Here is an 18,707-nt window from a genome sequence, read left to right as displayed (position 1 = left end):
TTTTAAATTACATTAGAGATTGCATTTGGAATTAAACTCAATCAGAATACTTCAAAATCAAGATATTCTTTGGGTTTATGCACGTACACCAGAAGAATTACAATGAAAACACACCCTAACGTAAAGAATTATATACAATGAATAAATCAAAGGTTTTTGGTAGTACTTTGATCATTGCAGGCACTACTATTGGTGCTGGCATGCTCGCTCTTCCACTTGCATCTGCAGGTATTGGCTTCTCAACTTCACTTTTCTTAATGCTATGTCTTTGGGCATTAATGACCTTTACTGCCTTATTAATGGTAGAGCTTCATCAATTCGCAGAATCGGACGCAACTCTACACACTTTAGCTAACACAATTTTAGGGACCAAAGGAAAGTGGATTGCTAGCTTTGCCGTTATGTTTCTGTTTTACGCTTTATGTGCTGCCTACATTGCGGGCGGTGGTGCTCAATTCAACCAACGTATTTCGGATATTGCAGGTATTGAGCTCAATGGCCAAATCACAACTCTCCTATTTACCCTGTTAGTTGCTGGCGTTGTGACGGTTGGTACACACAGTGTTGATAAAGTTAACCGTGTTTTGTTTGGCTTAAAGCTAATCGCGATGGTTCTAGTACTTAGTTTTCTGGCACCTAACATTACTTCTCAATACCTAATGAGCATGCCTTTACAGCAAGGCCTGATTGTTGCGGCGATTCCAGTTGTGTTCACCTCTTTTGGTTTCCACGGCAGCATCCCTTCGATTGTTCGATACTTAGATGGTGATGTTCGTTCTTTACGTAAGGTCATGATTATTGGTTCTGCACTGCCTTTGGTCATCTATGTTTTCTGGCAGAGCGTGACTTTAGGTGTGATTAGCCAAGAGCAGCTATTGTCGGACACAAGCTTAGGCGCACTGCTAGTCTCACTGTCACAGACCGTTCATCAGTCAAACCTTAGCGTGATCGTTGGTGTGTTCGCAGATCTTGCACTGTTAACCTCATTTATTGGCGTGAGCTTGGGCCTATTCGAATTTATGGGCGATTCATTGAGCAATAAGCTAGGCAGCGCTAAGCGTGTCAAAACAGCATTGATCACTTTCGTTCCACCACTCGGCTTTGCTTTGTTCTACCCACAGGGCTTTATTATGGCACTGGGTTATGCAGCAATCGCGCTAGCAGTACTTGCAATCCTGTTACCGACAGTGATGGTTTACAAAGTTCGTTACACTGATTTCTCCGTTGATGGCCAAAATACTCAAGAGACTTACCAAGTATTAGGTGGAAGCAAAGCGTTGTTCTTAGCGGGTAGCGTTGGCGTGTTTATCATTGCAATTCAAATCCTTATTTCAGTAGGGTTACTACCTTCTTTAGGCTAATAAACCTATACACGGTATAAATTCTTGATTGAGATCTCATAAACGATATGTTGGTATCATTAATTTTCACAATTAGTCGATTAGTATCACATTTTTATTGAGGTCGGTTATTTAGAGTCCACGGTAAAGGATTTACCGTGGAGTTTTTATGAAAGAAGTACAATTTCGAACGATAGACAAACTGTTTATTAAGATGTCTATCAACGACAAGTTTTGGGTCATTTTCTTAATCTTTTTCGCCGCAGTGGCGAGCCTAGCTGGACTCAACTACGTCAACAAAATGGAACAAATTGACGCAAGTGCAAAACAGCAAGTTGAGTATCAACTCAAAGGCATTTTATCAGCGTCAGATTCCCCTGCCTCTGTTCGTTCTGTTAGCCAACAAACTCGTCCTCAAGAGACTATCATTTCGAACAATGGCGCGGTTACCGCAACGGCTATTGCACAAGATGGTAACTACTACTCTCTTACCGTTTCAAACAACGAAACACAAAACCAAAAGCAGCAAGCACTGTACACTTTATTACTCAGTCTTTTATGGTGTGTGCCTTTTGGTCTTTTCTGTTACTGGGTAGCGACCTTCTTAGGTGGCGCTCTTTGGGTGCTTTACTCAACCACTCAAAAGATTGGCGATGGTGATTTAACTTCACGCCTTGGTTTCCACCCTGGCCGTGATGAATTTGGTACGATTGGTTGTGCTCTTGACCGTTCAATGGACACGCTAAGTGAGCTAGTGAACAACGTAAACCGCAGCGCAACTACACTAAGCGAAACGTCAGCTTCTTTCGAAACAGAAATGAAGCGCAGCGAAACACAAATCATGAGCCAAAACGCATCTCTTGACTCTGTTGCAACGGCAATGGACCAAATGACGGCGTCAGCTAACGAAGTGTCGAATATTTCTGCACGTTCAACCGAACAAACAGAACAAGATGCACAGCAGATCAACGATAGCCACTCGAAGGTTCAACAAGCCATCTCAGAGATCAGCACACTTTCTTCTCTGATTGAGCAAACCTCATCTTCGGTTACGAGCTTGAATGTGAACACCAGCCAAATTAATGAAGTCATTACGACGATCAACGCTATTTCAGAACAAACCAACCTACTTGCCCTGAATGCTGCGATTGAAGCTGCTCGTGCGGGTGAGCAAGGTCGTGGGTTTGCAGTTGTTGCTGATGAAGTACGCACGTTAGCAAGCAGAACACAATCGGCTACCGTTGAAATTCAAGCCATGATTGAACGCCTGCAACAAGAAAGCCAGAACATCGCTAAAATTACTGAACAAACGGTTGATCAAGCACAAACCAGCAGCCAATTGATTTCAAATATCGGTGATGACGTGAACTCCATCGCAGCTTCTGCTAATACCTTAATGGACATGAGCATTCAGATAGCCACTTCTGCCGATGAGCAAAGTAATGTAGCGAATACCATCGCGGCAGAGCTTAACGATATCCGTAGTCAATCCGATGTGATTAAAGATGTGGCTCAAAACTCTTCAAATGGCGTATCTAAGCTAACTGAAGCGTCAGTTTCACTATCTCAAACTTTGGCTAGATACCGAACTTAATTTGGGTTCAAAGAAAGCTCTAGCTCGTTTGATTTCTTAAATAGATACCTATTAAGCATTAGCGATTAACAAGCATAAAAAAGGACTCATATGAGTCCTTTTTCTTTATTTAATTGGCAAGCTTGCCGAGCGAAATTAACGTGTTTTTTGACTCATTGAGCACTCAACACTTGCCCACTCACGTTTGTTTCTCTCTCGGGTTCTCGAAAGAACAAGCTATAAAGCACAGGCACGACACCGAGCGTCAGTACGGTCCCGACCACCATGCCAAAAATCATCACAATCGACATTGAATACCAAAACTCACCGCCAGAAACCGCTAACGGCACTAGTCCAAGTATGGTGGTTAGCGTGGTCATCACAATAGGTCTTAAGCGACTCGTACAAGCTTCAATAATAGCGTCACGTACACTCATCTCGTTATTACGATTTTGTTCAATGCAATCAATCAGCACAATTCCGTTGTTAATAATGATCCCCGCTAAGCTGAAAATACCAAGCATCGCAGGAAAAGTGAAATACGCGCCCGTAATCAATAAACCAGACACCGCACCAATCAAAGACAAAGGAATCGTCAGCAGAATAATTAACGGTCGACGAATCGAGTTGAATTGAAGCAGCAACAGCAGAATCATCACAGCGAAACACTGCGGTAAATATCCAAACAAAGCACCATTAGCTTTACTTGCGCCCTTAAGTTCCCCCCCTAGTGCTATATGGTAGCCCGGTGGAAGATCTATTTGGGAAAGCTTAGGTTGAACCAACTTGTTAAGCTCACTTGCTTGTAGACTTTCATGCTTCACGCTAACAGTCACCGTTCTTTGTAAATCAAAACGACGAATGATTGAAGGCTCACTGGTTGCTTTGATAGTAGCAAATTGAATAAGTGGTAAAGCCTCACCATTAGTTGAAGACACGATCTGTTTAGTAAAGAGCTTATCGATAGTCTTCTCTTTGTCTTCTGCACCAACGATAACTGGAATCACATCTTCATTTTCTCGGAAACTGGTGACCTCTTTACCACGCAAGTAGCTGTCTAAACTTGTGGCTATGTCTCGGCTACTCACACCAGCTCTAGTCGCCCTTGCTTGGTCTATATCGAGAATAAGTTTAGGGACGTTGTTTTCCCAATCATTCGAGACACCAACGGCGCCGGGTACTTGTCGTAGGGTTAATTCAATCTGTTTGGCAATGCTCTGGATAGTCGATATGTCTTTACCCACCACTTGGTACTCAACCAAACCCAACTCGGTTCCCCCTAACCACATTCGTTTGGCTTGCCCACTCGCTTCTGGCAACTGTTCGATAATAAATCGATTGGTTTTATTAACCATTGCCAACGCGGCTTTGTAGTCTGTTGTGTTAACAACCATAAAAACGCGATTTGGCGCGCGATCAATAGGTGAAAGTGCTAAGAAAAAGCGCGGCCCACCGTCTCCTACATATCGAATAGTACTGGTGACGTTCGGGTTTTGCTCTTTATCCAACAACCAATCTTCAAGTCGCTCAGACACCCTTTCAGACTCTTCAACTTTAGTGCCGGCAGGGAGATCAACAAACACAAGATACTGATTTCGCTCTGAGCCCGGCATGAACTGTACCGTGACGAACTTGAAGCTATAAATCGATGCAGCAAAGATACTCAGCACTACCGCCAAAGTGACTAAGCGCATGTTTAAAATAGTACTGATAAGGTATCGGTAACCAAGATGAAAACGAGAAAGAGATCGCTGCTTATGTTCATGTTCCGCTTGGCTGATTGGGTTCATGAACCAAACACACAGAACTGGCGTTGCGAATAAACACAGAAACCACGAAGACAATAACGCAACCGTAATGACCTGCGATAAAGATCGTAGATATTCCCCAGTGACATCTTGTGCTAACAACAGTGGCATAAAGGCCAATATCGTTGTCAGCGACGACGTTAACAACGGAACCGCCATCGCTTTCGATGCCGAGACTGCCGCTTCAACACGATCGACACCTTCTGCCATTTTACTTTTGATAAACTCAGCAATTACGATTCCGTTATCCACCAGCAAACCGAGTGAAATGATGATCGCAGCTATAGACATCCTTTGCAGCTCAACGCCCCAAATCGACATCCCAATAACAGTAAGGAGTATGGTTAGCGGGACGATGCTACCAATGATCAATCCCATTCTTACACCAAGAAACGCCATCACAACAGCTAATACGACACCAATGGTTTGCATCAGGTTATTGGTTGCAGAATTCACTGCCTCATCAACTTTTTCTGGCTGAAAAGTTGCGAGTTCTAAATTCATACCTAACGGCAACTCCGCTCGGGCAGTTTCAACAAAATCTAATACTTCGGTACCAAATGCATCACTTTGACTACCCGACGCCATAGACGCTGCAATCACAACCGCGCGCTTACCGTTAAAATAAACAGGTGTGTTAAACGGATTTTCATAACCGCGCTCAACATCAGCCAAATCTCTCAAGTAAACGGTATTTCCAGATTCGCGTTCAATCAAATCAAGATCGAGAATCTCATCGACACTGTTAAAGTTTCCGGTCGGCTCAATCTCAATTTGCAGGGTATCGGTTTCTATAAGACCGCCAGGCAATACGACATTGCGAGCCTGAAGTGCGGATACGATTTGACGAAACTGAAACTTTTCATTAGCCAAAGCACCACTGCGTGCGTTAATCCAGATGCGCTCTTCATTAACACCGTAAAGCTCAACTTGAGACACCATTTGAACACTGCTTAATCGGTCTTGTAATGCTTCAGCCGTTTTTCTCAGCTCTTGGTCATCGAAAGCATCACCAATTAGCGCAATTGTAGCCGAGTAAACGCGGCCAAATTCATCGTTAACAAAAGGACCTTGTGTACCGTCTGGCAAACTAGTTTTCATGCTGTCCATGCGATTTCGAAGTGTGTCCCAGATAGGCTGTAGATCGAAGTACTTATCATGAACGGTAACGGTAATCTGTGTAACCCCAGTGCGTGACCAGGACTTTATCTCTGTTACTTCGGGGATCTGTTTGATTTCTCGCTCTAAGGGCTTAGTAATGAACTTCTCGATACGGTCTGGTGACATACCCGGGAATTGCGCAATAACAACAGCGCTACGAATTAGAATTTCCGGGTCTTCTTTGCTTGGCGCATTCTTAAAGGTACTAATGCCTATAACAAAAAGCATCACCAAGAACACTTGCGTAAATCGATGATATTTGAGGGCGAGTTCAGTAATTTTATGCATGATATCTCCCCTTACAAACCTTCCCACAGAGCGACTTGTTGCCCTTCATAAAGATAAGGAACGCCCGCTGTTACGACATGTTCCCCCTCAAAAAGGTTGCCGATCACCACAACCTGAGCATTAATATTGCGTTTAATCTCAACATAACGCTTTTCGATCACATAACTTTCTGGATTAACCACAAAGATGGCCGCGTTGTTTTTCTCTGAACTGGCATCCCGGTCATTGAAGTTAAATGAATCGATAGGAAGTAATACAGCGCCATGGTTTGAGCCACCAATATTGAATTGGATTTCTGCGGACATACCATTACGTAATTCAGCCTTTGATTCACTCAGTTGTAAGGTAACCGCATACGCATTGCCTCTTTCGACCACAGCACCAATCTCAGAAACGGTACCCGTGAATGGAGTGTCATTAAGCGCTGGAATCTTAACCTTGGTTTCTTCGCCAAAGTAAACCTCAGAGATCAACGATTCTGGTACCAAGAAATCTACTTCGTAGGCAAAGTCATTCACTAATTCGATGATCTTCTGCCCAGAACTTACCTTGGTGAATTCATCAATTGATACCTGGCTGACTTGACCAGAGAAGGGAGCGTATAGTTTGGCGCGTTCTAAATTAAGCTCTGCATTCAACAAATCAGTTTGAGCTAGGTTCTCTTGCTGCTGCTTAGCATCCAAGTCAGCTCGAATTGCGATCAATTCAGATTCTGACACAAAACCTTTAGTACTCAATTTAGCAGAACGTTTGTACTTATCTTCGGCTTGCAGCTTAGCCACTCTCGCTGCACCTAACGAAGCCCGCGCTTTTTGTAACGCAAACACCAGATCATGCGTTTCAAGTTGGGCAAGCACTTGTCCTTTTTCAACACGTTGCCCTTTAGAAACAATAAGATCACTGACTGTTCCCCCTACCTTAAAGCTCAGTGGCGACGTTTGTGCACTTTGCACAATGCCGCTAAGTTCACGAATTTGAGTATGTGATTGAAACATGGTGGTGATGTATTTAACGCTACGAATGGGTTTCGTTGTGTCTAAATCAGGTGTGGCAGATTGTTGCTTACATCCCGTTAGGGCGAGAGAGAAAACAAACAAAGCAATATATTTCACTGGGCAATCCGGGGTTATGGTACTCCGTTCCAGTATAGCAAACCGTATAGCGTTTAACTATTCTATTATCATTACCATGAAGCAAGTCGCAAAGGAGAGATTATGAAGGGGCAAAACTGTCTAATAATCGAGCTTAGGGGTAATCTAGTTAAACGGGTCTTATTTTCGCTTACCCTCTTGCTGCAGGTGACATAATGAATAATACAGAAGCACCAAACAACGAAGACATCACATGCCCTCTATGCCAACATGACGAATATCTGCTCTCAGAAAGTGGAGAGAAGTTTACGTGCGCATCGTGCGGTTTCCACACTAAACAATTTAGTAAAATAGTCAGCCTTCAAATAGGCACTACCCCACCAAAACTCCAGAGCTCGGTATACCGTTCATTGAGCAATGCTTGCCATTAATCCAAACCGAAATTTCTTCCAAACTGTAAATATCCTGAGCCGCTAGCTCTGCTATGTCGGCTTCTGGATCATCATTCAATGAATCTTCAATCGTTGGTCGCAGTCTAAAAGATTGAATCCCTGCTCTAACTCCAGCTTCAATACCCTTCACCGTGTCATCGACATAAATACATTCGTTTGGTAAAAAGCCCATGTTCATTGCGGTATACATGATCAGGTCAGGCTCCGGCTTCCAACTATTAGCATCAAAAGCCGAGAACACTTTACCTTTGAAGTCGTCGAGCATGCCCGTCATAGCCAATGATGATTCGACTCTCGATTTAGGAGCATTTGAAGCAATACAAAACTCGATGTCTTGTCGTTTGAGAAATTCAATCAACTCAATCGCACCATCCATAGGCTTCAAATGACGTTGGAAAAGCGCTTCGAGTTCTGTGCGGTAGAGGGGTTCAAGCGTATCAACGGATATCGACAGTCCAAGGCGTTCTTGTGTATCCACTAAGATATCAGCCAGCTTTCCACCCTGAAAATGGGCGTAACAGTCGTTCACGTTTAAATCAGCGCCAAAACGCGAAAATACGTTAACTAAAGCCTGACAGCATAGTCTTTCGCTATCGATTAACGTTCCGTCACAATCAAAAATCACACACTTAGTTTGTTCCAACCGCATAGAAATTCCACTCGCTTTGAATCCAAGCTTTATCCTATAGGGTTATCTTCAGGGTCGGCATGATTGAGCTAACACTTTACCGAAACCTAGTTATTTTTCTTTGCAAAATATGCAGCTGATCACCTTATGATTCAATATGCTTAAGCATTTTCATCTAACTTAGAGAAATATGAATAGTGTTTTTAGCTCTATATTTTATAAATGATAATCAGTTTCAAATAGAAATATAAGTAAGTGAGATATGTAACGTAGAATGGATAAAGGAGTAAATGGGTTAGCTAGCTCTATTATGAGCTAACTAGGAGCTAACTAGGAGCTAAATTAACGCACAGTTCTCTTCCTGGGTACTAACTGCTAAGGCGGTAGGTTCTGAATTGGAACTATCAGGGTAAGTATCTCTGATCGCTACAAACTCTGGTAAATGCTTCAGCAACAGCTTGGTAAGTTCAGGGTCAAACTGTCGACCGCACTCACGTTCAAATAGGTCTACAACCATTTCTAACGGCCACGGCTCTTTATAGCAACGTGCGCTCAACAATGCGTCGAAAACATCGGCTACTGCAGTAATGCGCGCAAACAAATGGATTTCATTAGCAGCCTTGCCATTCGGGTATCCTTCACCATCCCATCGCTCGTGATGCTCATTGGCGATAATCGCAGCTAAGTTAGTGATGTCACCCGCTCCACTGATCAGCAAATTGTAGCCTGCTGTCGTGTGCAGCTTCATCACTTCCCATTCTTCATCCGTTAATTTACCTGGCTTGTCGAGAATCGATTCAGGCACTGAGATCTTACCTACATCGTGCATAGGGCTGATGATTTCAATCATTTCTACTTCACGATGGCTTAAGCCTCGATGTTTCGCCAAAAGTGCTGATAACTTCGCCACACGCTTTACGTGATTACCCGTTTCGCCAGAGCGCGTTTCAATGGCTTCACCTAACACATGAATCATGTCTTTTTGAACGTTCAGTGTTTGCTTCTGTAGAGCGAGGATCCGTTTGTTCTTCTTTGCCAGCTCTTTCTTCTGACGTAAGGTAATGAACTGCATCAAGATGATCAGGCTTAAGCCTGCAATCACCATGGTCAAACCCATCAACAGTTGGAAGTTCTTACGAATAAAAGAAGAAGGTTCATTGATAACGACCGACTCTTCAGGTAACAAACTCTCACGGATACCGAACTTTTTCATCGCTGGATAATTGAACATAAAGCGTATGTTATCACCCGGCACCAATGGCGAAGAGAAACCAAGCGATACGTACTTGTCTAACGCATCAACAGCCTCCTCTCCTATGCTTTGCGAATGATTAACGTAACCGCCCAACACATCACCTGAGATGTAAAACTGCCATAGAGCGAACACAGGAGCTGCACTCGATACTGACAACGTTTCAGCAATTTCTTGATAAGAGTGATAAACGCCTTGTGCGAGTTCCGTGTTGTAGTGACTGAGCAGAACGGCATCATCAGCGGAGATAGTTTTTAAGTACTGGCTCGTCTCTTCAAGGGTTTGACTTCGGATTTCAACCAAATTGATATCGGGAAAATCAACCATCACCTTTTGTACTTCTTTGCGAATCAACTCAGAAGTGACACTGTAATCATTTACAAAATACAGGTTCTTAAGGTTTGGTCTTAACTGTGAAATCAACTCGATGTTAATGTCGATATGATCATTTTCATGAAGCACGGTTGCTCTATCAGTAATCGCGTACATGTCGGTACTGGTGTCATTAATACCAACCGCAACAACCGGTGTACTTCGGTCAATTAGAAAGCTAATGGATTCAAGAAAATTCGCAGCATTATCATCAGTAACAATGACACCATCCAGGTGATAACCCGAATACTTAGTTTCAAAGTAGTTGACTAGAGAGTCGTAGTATTCTGGACTGCTGATACGCTTGGTATCTAGATACTCAATTGAAAGTTTAACTTCGACTTGAGATTGACTGAACGCGCTATCTATTCCCTTTTGGAAATCGGCGGTCCATTGATAGGAAGGTCCATAGGAGTGGATGACTAGGATGTGCTTGATATCCCAGTTGTTAGCGTAAGTAGCTGTAGAAAAAGCGCTAACACACAATACAGCGATTGATATCAATAGCTTGTACATACCGGACCCTGTTTAAAAGACGGTGTATTGTACTCAGATTAACGCTTTCTCAAAGCTTCTTTAGCTTTCCAACCATACTTTATGATTAGAAACTTGATCTTGTGCCCAAAATTCGTGTAACTGTTTAGCAAACCCAATAGAGTCTTGGTCGTGCTGGTTTACGACATCTGAGATCAGCAGTGAATCGCCAGTCGCTGTAACAATCGCACTCGCCACTACATCACCGTTCTTAGTGCCTACATATAGTTCATGCTCATCCGATAGCATTATTTGGCTTAAAAACTCCAAAATATGCGCTCTTTCGGTTTCATCTTGATACCCGCTGGCTTGGTTAAGCGAGAATAGAACCGTCAGTTTATGAAAGTCGACTTTGTGTAATTCGTCTAGTTGGGTAGGTGTTTGATCTTGCGGGAGGAGTTGATACGTTTTTTGAGGAAGTTTGCTTTTATAGAGGTCTCGACCGAGAAGGCTCTCTTTTGCGGGGTACGCAATGTCGAGTTGACTGAACAGCCATTGGTTTTTCTTGTGTGCATTTTCAGGTATTTCGTTATTCATTCTATTAGTACCTACGTTTAGTATCCCCAAATATCACAGTTATTTGGAAGACATATGGTCGGCTGAGGTGCCGAGCTACAAGCAGAGAGCATACAGAGCATGACCAAGGCCAACAAGTACTTTAAATGCTTCATATTTTTCATTCTCCAACAACATCCTTTAAGAACTCGGTGAAAAGCTCTACACTCGTATTCAAGCTTTCAATATTCCTATAGTAAACAGAACTATATAAATAAAAAGGACTTCTTATGAAAAAAGCCTTAATAGCAGTTGGTATCATGACATTGTTGGCTGGCTGCTCAGACAACGAGGTTGGCGATGTCTCTCTCGGTTTCTTCACTATGAAAGATATCAAGATGTCTTCTTTAGATGACGATAAGATCGCGGGTGTAACTTGTCATATCGCATCCATCGAAGCGAATCTTAGCCTTTCAGATCCAAGTGATAGCTCAATCTCTTGCCGTCAAACAGGCGAAATTACGCCTGAGATGATTGCTCAAATAGACAAGAGTAAATCAGGTGAAGTGGTATTTAAGAAATCAAAAAGTATCTTTTTCAAAACAATGAAAGTTCGCCGCATCTACGACGCAGAGAATCAATCATTGCTCTACTTGTCTTACACCACTAAAGAAACAGAAGGTAGCTTCAAACACAGCCTTTCCACTGTTCCTCTATGGGGTACAAAGGCTTACGTTGATCCTGCTACGTTAACCCCTACGGAATAACGAGCTTAAATCACCTGTACAGACATTGTGCAGGTGATTCAAAATGTAATAAAAATGAAAGAAACAGAAACAAAATGTGATATCATGCGGCAAAATTTTTTCACTGTATTTTTCATATGAAGTTTCCTGGACAGCGTAAATCTAAGCACTATTTTCCAACTCACGCCCGTGATCCGTTGGTCAACCAAATTCAACAAACGCCTAAGTTGCATCGCGCGACTATTGTCGGCGTAGGTCAAACTATTGTTGATATCGAAGCCCGTGTTGACAACGCGTTCCTTGAAAAATACGAACTGAGTAAAGGTCACTCGCTTGTACTGGAAGAAAGTAAAGCAGATGCCCTGTACGAAGAGCTAGTTGAACGTGGTTTGATCACGCATCAATACCCTGGCGATACCATTGGTAACACGCTGCACAACTACTCTGTTCTTGCAGACAGCAAATCGGTTCTGCTTGGCGTTATGTCTAAGAAAATCGAAGTGGGTTCGTTTGGTTACCGCTACCTTTGTCGTACCTCTTCTCGCATGAACTTAAACCACCTACAAACTGTTGATGGTCCAATTGGTCGCTGTTACACGCTAATTACCGAAGATGGCGAACGTACGTTTGCGATCAACGAAGGACACATGAATCAACTGCTTCCTGAAAGTATTCCTGAGCAGATTTTCGAAAAAGCGTCTGCATTAGTTGTATCTTCATACCTAATGCGTGGCAAGCCTGAAGATCCAATGCCAAAAGCCGTACAAAAAGCGATTGAATATGCGAAAGCACACAATGTGCCTGTTGTACTGACTCTTGGTACTAAATACGTGATCGAAGGTAATGCTGAATGGTGGCAAGAATACCTGAAAGAGAACGTAACCATCGTCGCGATGAACGAAGACGAAGGTGAAGCATTAACCGGTGAGAAAGATCCATTACTTGCTGCAAATAAAGCGCTTGAGTGGGTTGACCTCGTTTTATGTACCGCTGGCCCTATTGGCCTGTACATGGCAGGTTACACGGACGAACTAGCGAAACGTGAAACGACACTGCCGTTGTTACCGGGTAACATCCCTGAGTTCAACAAGTTTGAATTTAGCCGCGCTATGCGTAAGCAAGATTGTGTCGACCCAGTAAAAGTGTACTCTCACATTGGTCCTTACCTAGGTGGTCCACTTGAGATTAAGAACACCAATGGCGCAGGCGACGGTGCACTTTCTGCACTGCTACATGATATGGCAGCGAACAGCTACCACCACGTGAATGTGCCAAACTCAGAGAAACACGAGCACGCTTGTCTAACGTACTCGTCACTGTCTCAAATTTGTAAGTATGCCAACCGTGTAAGCTACGAGGTATTGACTCAACACTCACCTCGCCTTTCTCGTGCACTACCGGAACGCGAAGATAGCTTAGAAGAAACATACTGGGATCGTTAATCGACCATTTTAGGTTGTCGACTGATTGAGGTTAACGCCTAGTTAGATTACCCATTTCTCGAAGGGCTGCTATATGCAGCCCTTTTTGTATTCGGTATTTATGCAAACACAATTAAAGGTAATCAAATCGAATATTTTGCTTGTTTAAGATTTGATCTCGCGCAATGACTCTTTAGATCTGTTATCTTCCAGCACATAATTCGTGTGGTTTGCCTTTACTTGGTAAATTTATACAGTATTATCGCCACGCAAACGTTTACGTACCACCTTTCGGTTCTGATATAAGGATCAAATATGCTATCTGATATTGATATTTGTCGCTCTACTCCCCTTAAAAACATCAGTGAGGTTGCTGAACAAGCAGGCCTGAATCAAGATGAACATCAACCGCTAGGACTCCATAAGTCTAAGGTTTCTTTAAGCTCCCTTGAACGCCTGTCTAGGCAACAAGATGGCAAATTGATCGTTGTAACTGCTATTACGCCTACGCCACTCGGTGAAGGTAAAACAGTCACCACAATTGGACTTGCACAAGGTCTCGCTAAAATTAACCAGTCTGCGATGGCGTGTATTCGTCAGCCTTCTATGGGGCCAGTATTTGGTGTCAAAGGTGGTGCTGCTGGCGGTGGTTATTCTCAAGTTACACCAATGGAGCAGTTAAACCTCCACCTAACTGGCGACATTCATGCGGTGACAGCGGCTCATAACCTCGCCTCTGCCGCTATTGACGCTCGTTTGTATCACGAGCTGCGTGAAGGGCTTGAAGCCTTTGAAGCGCGCTCTGGCTTAAAAGCACTAGATATAGACCCAAACAGAATCGTTTGGCGACGCGTGCTTGACCATAATGATCGTGCACTGCGCATGATCACTGTAGGTAAGAACGAGGCAGACAAAACAATCAACGGTTTTGAACGCGAAGATGGCTTTGATATCTCGGCCGCTTCAGAGCTCATGGCCATTCTTGCGCTGGCTGACGACCTTCAGGACCTGCGCAAACGTATTGGTCGTGTGGTACTCGCTTATAACCACCAAGGCATTCCATTAACCGCAGATGACTTCAACGTTGCAGGCGCAATGACTGTAACAATGAAGGATTCAATTGAACCAACATTAATGCAAACACTTGAAGGTGTTCCCACGTTGATTCACGCAGGGCCTTTCGCAAACATTGCACATGGTAACTCTTCAATTATTGCGGATAAGATTGCTCTTAAACTGAGTGATTTTGTTGTGACAGAAGGCGGTTTCGGCTCAGACATGGGTTTTGAGAAAGCGTGCAACATAAAGGTTAAAGCATCGAACAAAAAACCCGATTGCGCGGTGATCGTCGCAACACTACGTGGCCTAAAAGCCAACTCAGGCTTATACGACTTGAGAGCGGGTACAGCATTACCAGAGTCAATATTCAATGATGACCAAGACGCACTCATTGCGGGCTTTGAGAATCTAAAATGGCACATCAACAACGTTAAGCAATACCAAGTGCCTGCCGTTGTCGCCATCAACCAATTCCCACAAGACTCGATTCATGAGTTAAACACGTTGAAACAGCTGATCACCGATTTTGATCCTAATGTGACCGTTGAAATCAGCGAAGCTTTTGGTAAAGGCGGCGAAGGTGTGACGTTATTAGCTCAAGCCGTTGTCGATGCTTGTGAAATCGAGAGCGACTTTAAACCACTTTATAAGTCTGAGCAGAGCTTAGAAGAAAAACTAATGGCAGTCGCCGAGGTCGGTTATGGCGCAGCAAGTATTTCGCTATCACCTTTAGCGAAGAAACAACTCGCCGAATTCAACCAACATGGATACAGCAACCTGTCAGTGTGTTTGGCAAAGACACCGCTATCTATTTCGACAGAAGCACAAGTTAAAGGCGCTCCTACCCAGTTTGATGTACCAGTTAGAGAACTGAAGCTTTGCGCCGGAGCAGGTTTCATCTACGCTTTGTGTGGCAATGTAATGACCATGCCTGGCTTACCGGATAAACCTGCATTCATGTCTTTAGACATCGATGACAGTGGCAACATTATCGGATTAAGCTGATTTATAGATTCTTTATAATTCATAAATAAGCGCAGTGACATGTTAACTGCGCTTATTGGAGTTCTGTAACAGAATCCAAATTGGCCTCAATGGGTTTTCATTAACCCCTACGCACTTCGTTAAACCAATTCGCTTCATTAAAAACAAACGGATCTGCAAAGTTTTCGTGGTAGTTAATTGCCTAACTGGCAAGCTTAATTGCAAAAAGTTGCACTAAAACCATGATTATATGCAAAGCGTGTTTTAAGTTCTGGGTCAAGATCACATTAAAAACCCCATAAAATATATAGTATTGCGCTGATTCTTTGAGGACAGTGATGAATACGAGTATAAAAAAACTAGTCAGCCAATTTCTGTGTACCATTTTTGCCCTAGGACTAGTCCCTGCCCTCTATATTAACTCTGAATTTGATCGGATAGACGCTCAGCACACGCTAAATATTAAGCAATCAAGTCAAAACCAAATCGAATACAGCTTCCACGAGCTTTCTGTCATCGTAGAGCAGATATCTAACTCCGTTCCCTCTATAGCAAATTCACAAACCCTTCTTCGTGCAATTGAAGAACCCTCAACGATTCACAAAGAAGCGCTGCAAGACTTGTGGGTGATGCTTGCTCGTGGACAAAAATATTACTCACAACTTCGTTATCTCGATATTCAAGGAAATGAAGTTTTCCGTATCAACTACAAAGACAATCAAGCCACAGTCGTTGCAGACAAGGAACTACAAAACAAATCAGCGCGCAGTTACTTTGACACCCTTCAAAAATTAGAAATTGGACAAGTCAGTTCAAATGGTATCGATCTAGAAGTCGAAAACGGTGAAATAGTTCATCCGTTAATTCCGGCCCTTCGTATCATGACGCCTGTAACGTCAAAAAATCGCATCATTGGTTACTTTATTGCAAACCTCAATATGCTTGAGATTTATGATCGCCTACATTATCAAATCGGAACATCTTCTGCTGTACCGGTACTCCTGAATAAAACCGGCCATGTCATCATGGGACCCGACCCAGAAGAATCATTTGGTCATGTTCTTGAGTCTCGTGCTGACATCACATATGCCAAGCGCTATCCAGAATTATGGCAAGCAATTAAAGACAACACTTCCTCTAGCTATTTTGATGGCGAAAACTGGTATTTCCACTCGGATATCAGCCCTAAGATAGATCAGTTTGAAGGGCCTATTTATATGGTTCTTCACGTTAAAAGTCATCAGTTTAATAACCAGTATCAACAAGAACGCCACGCTATCGTCGTACAGATCATTACCTTAACGATACTGATATCGATGATTTCTGCTGGGTTTGTGCTTTGGAATAGAAACCACAAGAAGAACAGCATCGATAGTCAACTGGCTAAAGCAGCAATGAATGGCATGTCCGCCTTAGTGATTACCGATAGAAATAACCGAATAATCAAAGTAAACCAAGAGTTTACCCGCGTAAGTGGTTACAGCCTGGAAGATGTAAAAGGTCACCAACCTTCTATGTTTGCCTCTGGTCGCTACAATCAAGAATTCTACATAAAGATGTGGAGCATTATTACCAAGACTGGAGTATGGGAAGGCGAAGTAGTAAATCGCCGTAAAGACGGTTCTCTGATCACTGAAATACTGCGAATTCAAACGATTAAAGACTCAAAAGGTGTGATTCAGTTTTATGTCGCGTCATTTGTCGATATCAGTAAACACAAAGAGCTCGAGAATAAACTGAGAAACCTAAGTGAAAAAGATTCGTTAGCAGGCTGTTGGAACCGCCGCAAGTTCGATCTTGAGCTGCGCGATGAATGCTCTCGTGTTCATCGTTACCCTACCCGTGAGCAGTCTTGTTTAGCTATCTTGGATATTGACTACTTCAAACGCATTAATGACCGATTTGGGCATGACTACGGTGATCGAGTCATTCAAACGGTCGCTAAAGTGCTCCAACGCGAATGTCGTGAAACCGATTTTGTTGCTCGTATTGGTGGTGAAGAGTTTGGTGTTATTCTGCCTCACACCTCAACAGAAGAAGCTGAATACGTCCTCAACAGGTTGAGAGTTGCTGTCAGTCTTGATCTCGACAACGTAGTGACTGTGAGTGGCGGAATCACTAACATCACCAATGATCCTGCTCTTAACTACAAGTGCGCCGATTTAGCGTTATATGAGGCCAAAGCGGCAGGTCGAAACAAAGTGTGTTTATTTCTAGACAAAGAAATGAGCGAAATCGCCTAGCAAAAATCTATATCATCCCGCTAGGCTTTAATCTGGCCAACAGCCATTGACTTAGCAGCCTTATCATTCAGTGACATCACAATTTAGCAATCAGCTTGGTGCAGGATAGAACTCTAACTTATTCCCTTCGACCACCAGAATACAATCCATGTTCGCAGCATGAGCAGCCTGCTTACCAAGATCGGTATCTTCAAATACAACACACTGCTTGGGTTGTAATCCCATACCGAAACAAGCATCCAAGAAGGTATCTGGATTTGGCTTATGATTCTTCACATCTGTCGCTGTCACTAAGATATCCAGCTTACTCAAGATATCCGTTTTATCTAATAGCTGTTCTGCACTTTTACGCTGACTGCCTGTCCCTACCGCTATTTTTTTGTTGCCTAGATGTTCTATTAGAAGAGAATGCGTACAAGGGATAATATCTCCTTTGTCTTCAATCGCCGCAAACGACGCCATCTTAAACATAGATACCGCTTGTGGGTCGAGTGACAAACCGTATTTACTATTCACCTCACCCGCGATCTTATAACTCGGCATACCACCTAAACTGTGCAACCAAGATGCCTCGAAATGAAAGCCGAACTCTTCAGCCGTTTGCTGCCATGCTTTTACATGTGCCGGCATTGTATCGATCAACGTACCGTCCATATCAAAGATTAATCCTTCATACGCCGTTAAATCTATTTTCATCACTACTACCACTCTTTAAGAAAGTTACTGATACCATAACCAATATTCAGTATCATGACCCCATATTACCGTTCAAAATGGAAGTTTATGTTACAAATATCTAACTCTGTTTCGATTCAAGACTGGGAACTCCAGTTAACCGCGATCAGAGCACAAGGAGCCGGCGGCCAAAACGTCAATAAAGTATCGAGCGCGATACATTTACGTTTTGACATCAAGCACTCCACCCTACCTGATTTCTATAAAGAAAAACTCCTAGCGCACAAAGATAGCCGCATTACTAAAGATGGCGTGATTATCATTAAGGCGCAGCAGTATAGAACTCAAGAACAAAACCGTGATGATGCTTTGGTGCGTTTGAAAGAACTGATCTTGGAAGCAACAAAGGTTCAAAAAGTAAGACGAGCAACTAAGCCGACACGTGGCTCTCAGAAAAGACGTTTAGAAGGAAAGAAACAAAGAAGTACCACCAAGCAACTGCGCGGAAGAGTGGACTAGTTCTTTCAGGTCCGCCGATGAACACGTCACTTATGAAACAACCGTTGTAACTCATTTGTTTGGACA

14 protein-coding genes are annotated in these 18,707 nt (G+C 43.1%); 8 read left to right on the top strand and 6 right to left on the bottom strand.

Translation table 11 applies throughout. The annotated features are described in order from the left end of the window. Positions 1-137 precede the first annotated feature (137 nt). Together IHV80_RS20850 and IHV80_RS20845 are read left to right on the top strand one after the other, a co-directional pair. Positions 138-1,361, top strand: coding sequence for an aromatic amino acid transport family protein (locus IHV80_RS20850; RefSeq protein WP_192890803.1), 1,224 nt, complete (start codon positions 138-140; stop codon positions 1,359-1,361). A gap of 148 nt (positions 1,362-1,509) precedes the next feature. Then, on the top strand, positions 1,510-2,934 hold the full coding sequence (locus tag IHV80_RS20845; protein WP_192890802.1) for a methyl-accepting chemotaxis protein: 1,425 nt from the start codon (positions 1,510-1,512) through the stop codon (positions 2,932-2,934). Between the two features lie 152 nt (positions 2,935-3,086). On the opposite strand, the gene IHV80_RS20840 is transcribed toward IHV80_RS20845, so the two are convergent. Next, a complete protein-coding gene (locus IHV80_RS20840) occupies positions 3,087-6,170 on the bottom strand; it encodes an efflux RND transporter permease subunit (protein ID WP_192890801.1) in 3,084 nt (1,027 codons plus the stop codon). An 11-nt stretch (positions 6,171-6,181) separates the two neighbouring features. Further along, a complete protein-coding gene (locus tag IHV80_RS20835; protein WP_192890800.1) occupies positions 6,182-7,282 on the bottom strand; it encodes an efflux RND transporter periplasmic adaptor subunit in 1,101 nt (366 codons plus the stop codon). A 194-nt stretch (positions 7,283-7,476) separates the two neighbouring features. Between IHV80_RS20835 and IHV80_RS25480 the strand changes: the two genes are divergently transcribed. Then, entirely contained in the window at positions 7,477-7,692 is a 216-nt protein-coding gene (locus tag IHV80_RS25480; protein WP_080585209.1) for a hypothetical protein, read from the top strand. On the opposite strand, the gene IHV80_RS20830 is transcribed toward IHV80_RS25480, so the two are convergent. From IHV80_RS20830 to IHV80_RS20820, 3 genes are all read right to left on the bottom strand, one after another. Then, on the bottom strand, positions 7,634-8,362 hold the full coding sequence (locus tag IHV80_RS20830; protein ID WP_192890799.1) for an HAD-IA family hydrolase: 729 nt from the start codon (positions 8,360-8,362) through the stop codon (positions 7,634-7,636). The two genes, IHV80_RS25480 and IHV80_RS20830, sit on opposite strands and share 59 nt — an antisense overlap. A gap of 316 nt (positions 8,363-8,678) precedes the next feature. Continuing rightward, positions 8,679-10,481, bottom strand: a complete 1,803-nt coding sequence (locus IHV80_RS20825; protein ID WP_192890798.1) for an HD domain-containing phosphohydrolase — start codon at positions 10,479-10,481, stop codon at positions 8,679-8,681. Positions 10,482-10,541: 60 nt separating this feature from the next. Beyond that, positions 10,542-11,036, bottom strand: coding sequence for a hypothetical protein (locus IHV80_RS20820; protein WP_192890797.1), 495 nt, complete (start codon positions 11,034-11,036; stop codon positions 10,542-10,544). Between the two features lie 248 nt (positions 11,037-11,284). Here IHV80_RS20820 and IHV80_RS20815 point away from each other — a divergent pair, with 248 nt between their 5' ends. The 4 genes from IHV80_RS20815 (at position 11,285) to IHV80_RS20800 (ending at position 17,447) form a co-directional block, all read left to right on the top strand. Continuing rightward, a complete protein-coding gene (locus IHV80_RS20815; protein WP_192890796.1) occupies positions 11,285-11,761 on the top strand; it encodes a CreA family protein in 477 nt (158 codons plus the stop codon). A 116-nt stretch (positions 11,762-11,877) separates the two neighbouring features. Beyond that, positions 11,878-13,182 (top strand): inosine/guanosine kinase, encoded by a 1,305-nt coding sequence (locus tag IHV80_RS20810; protein WP_102413509.1) that lies wholly within the window; start codon positions 11,878-11,880, stop codon positions 13,180-13,182. A gap of 294 nt (positions 13,183-13,476) precedes the next feature. Next, complete coding sequence (locus IHV80_RS20805; RefSeq protein ID WP_192890795.1) at positions 13,477-15,225, top strand: formate--tetrahydrofolate ligase; 1,749 nt, start codon at positions 13,477-13,479, stop codon at positions 15,223-15,225. 317 nt (positions 15,226-15,542) lie between these two features. Continuing rightward, positions 15,543-17,447 carry a sensor domain-containing diguanylate cyclase gene (locus tag IHV80_RS20800; RefSeq protein WP_192890794.1) on the top strand — a complete coding sequence of 635 codons (1,905 nt, stop codon included), beginning with the start codon at positions 15,543-15,545 and terminating at the stop codon, positions 17,445-17,447. A 90-nt stretch (positions 17,448-17,537) separates the two neighbouring features. On the opposite strand, the gene IHV80_RS20795 is transcribed toward IHV80_RS20800, so the two are convergent. Continuing rightward, on the bottom strand, positions 17,538-18,143 hold the full coding sequence (locus IHV80_RS20795) for a beta-phosphoglucomutase family hydrolase (RefSeq protein WP_192892189.1): 606 nt from the start codon (positions 18,141-18,143) through the stop codon (positions 17,538-17,540). A gap of 87 nt (positions 18,144-18,230) precedes the next feature. Here IHV80_RS20795 and arfB point away from each other — a divergent pair, with 87 nt between their 5' ends. Then, positions 18,231-18,641, top strand: coding sequence for an alternative ribosome rescue aminoacyl-tRNA hydrolase ArfB (arfB, locus tag IHV80_RS20790; protein WP_102350009.1), 411 nt, complete (start codon positions 18,231-18,233; stop codon positions 18,639-18,641). Positions 18,642-18,707 lie beyond the last annotated feature (66 nt).

It is taken from the genome of Vibrio bathopelagicus, from assembly GCF_014879975.1.
GTDB lineage: Bacteria > Pseudomonadota > Gammaproteobacteria > Enterobacterales > Vibrionaceae > Vibrio > Vibrio bathopelagicus.
This window is presented reverse-complemented; position numbering and strand designations above follow the sequence as displayed.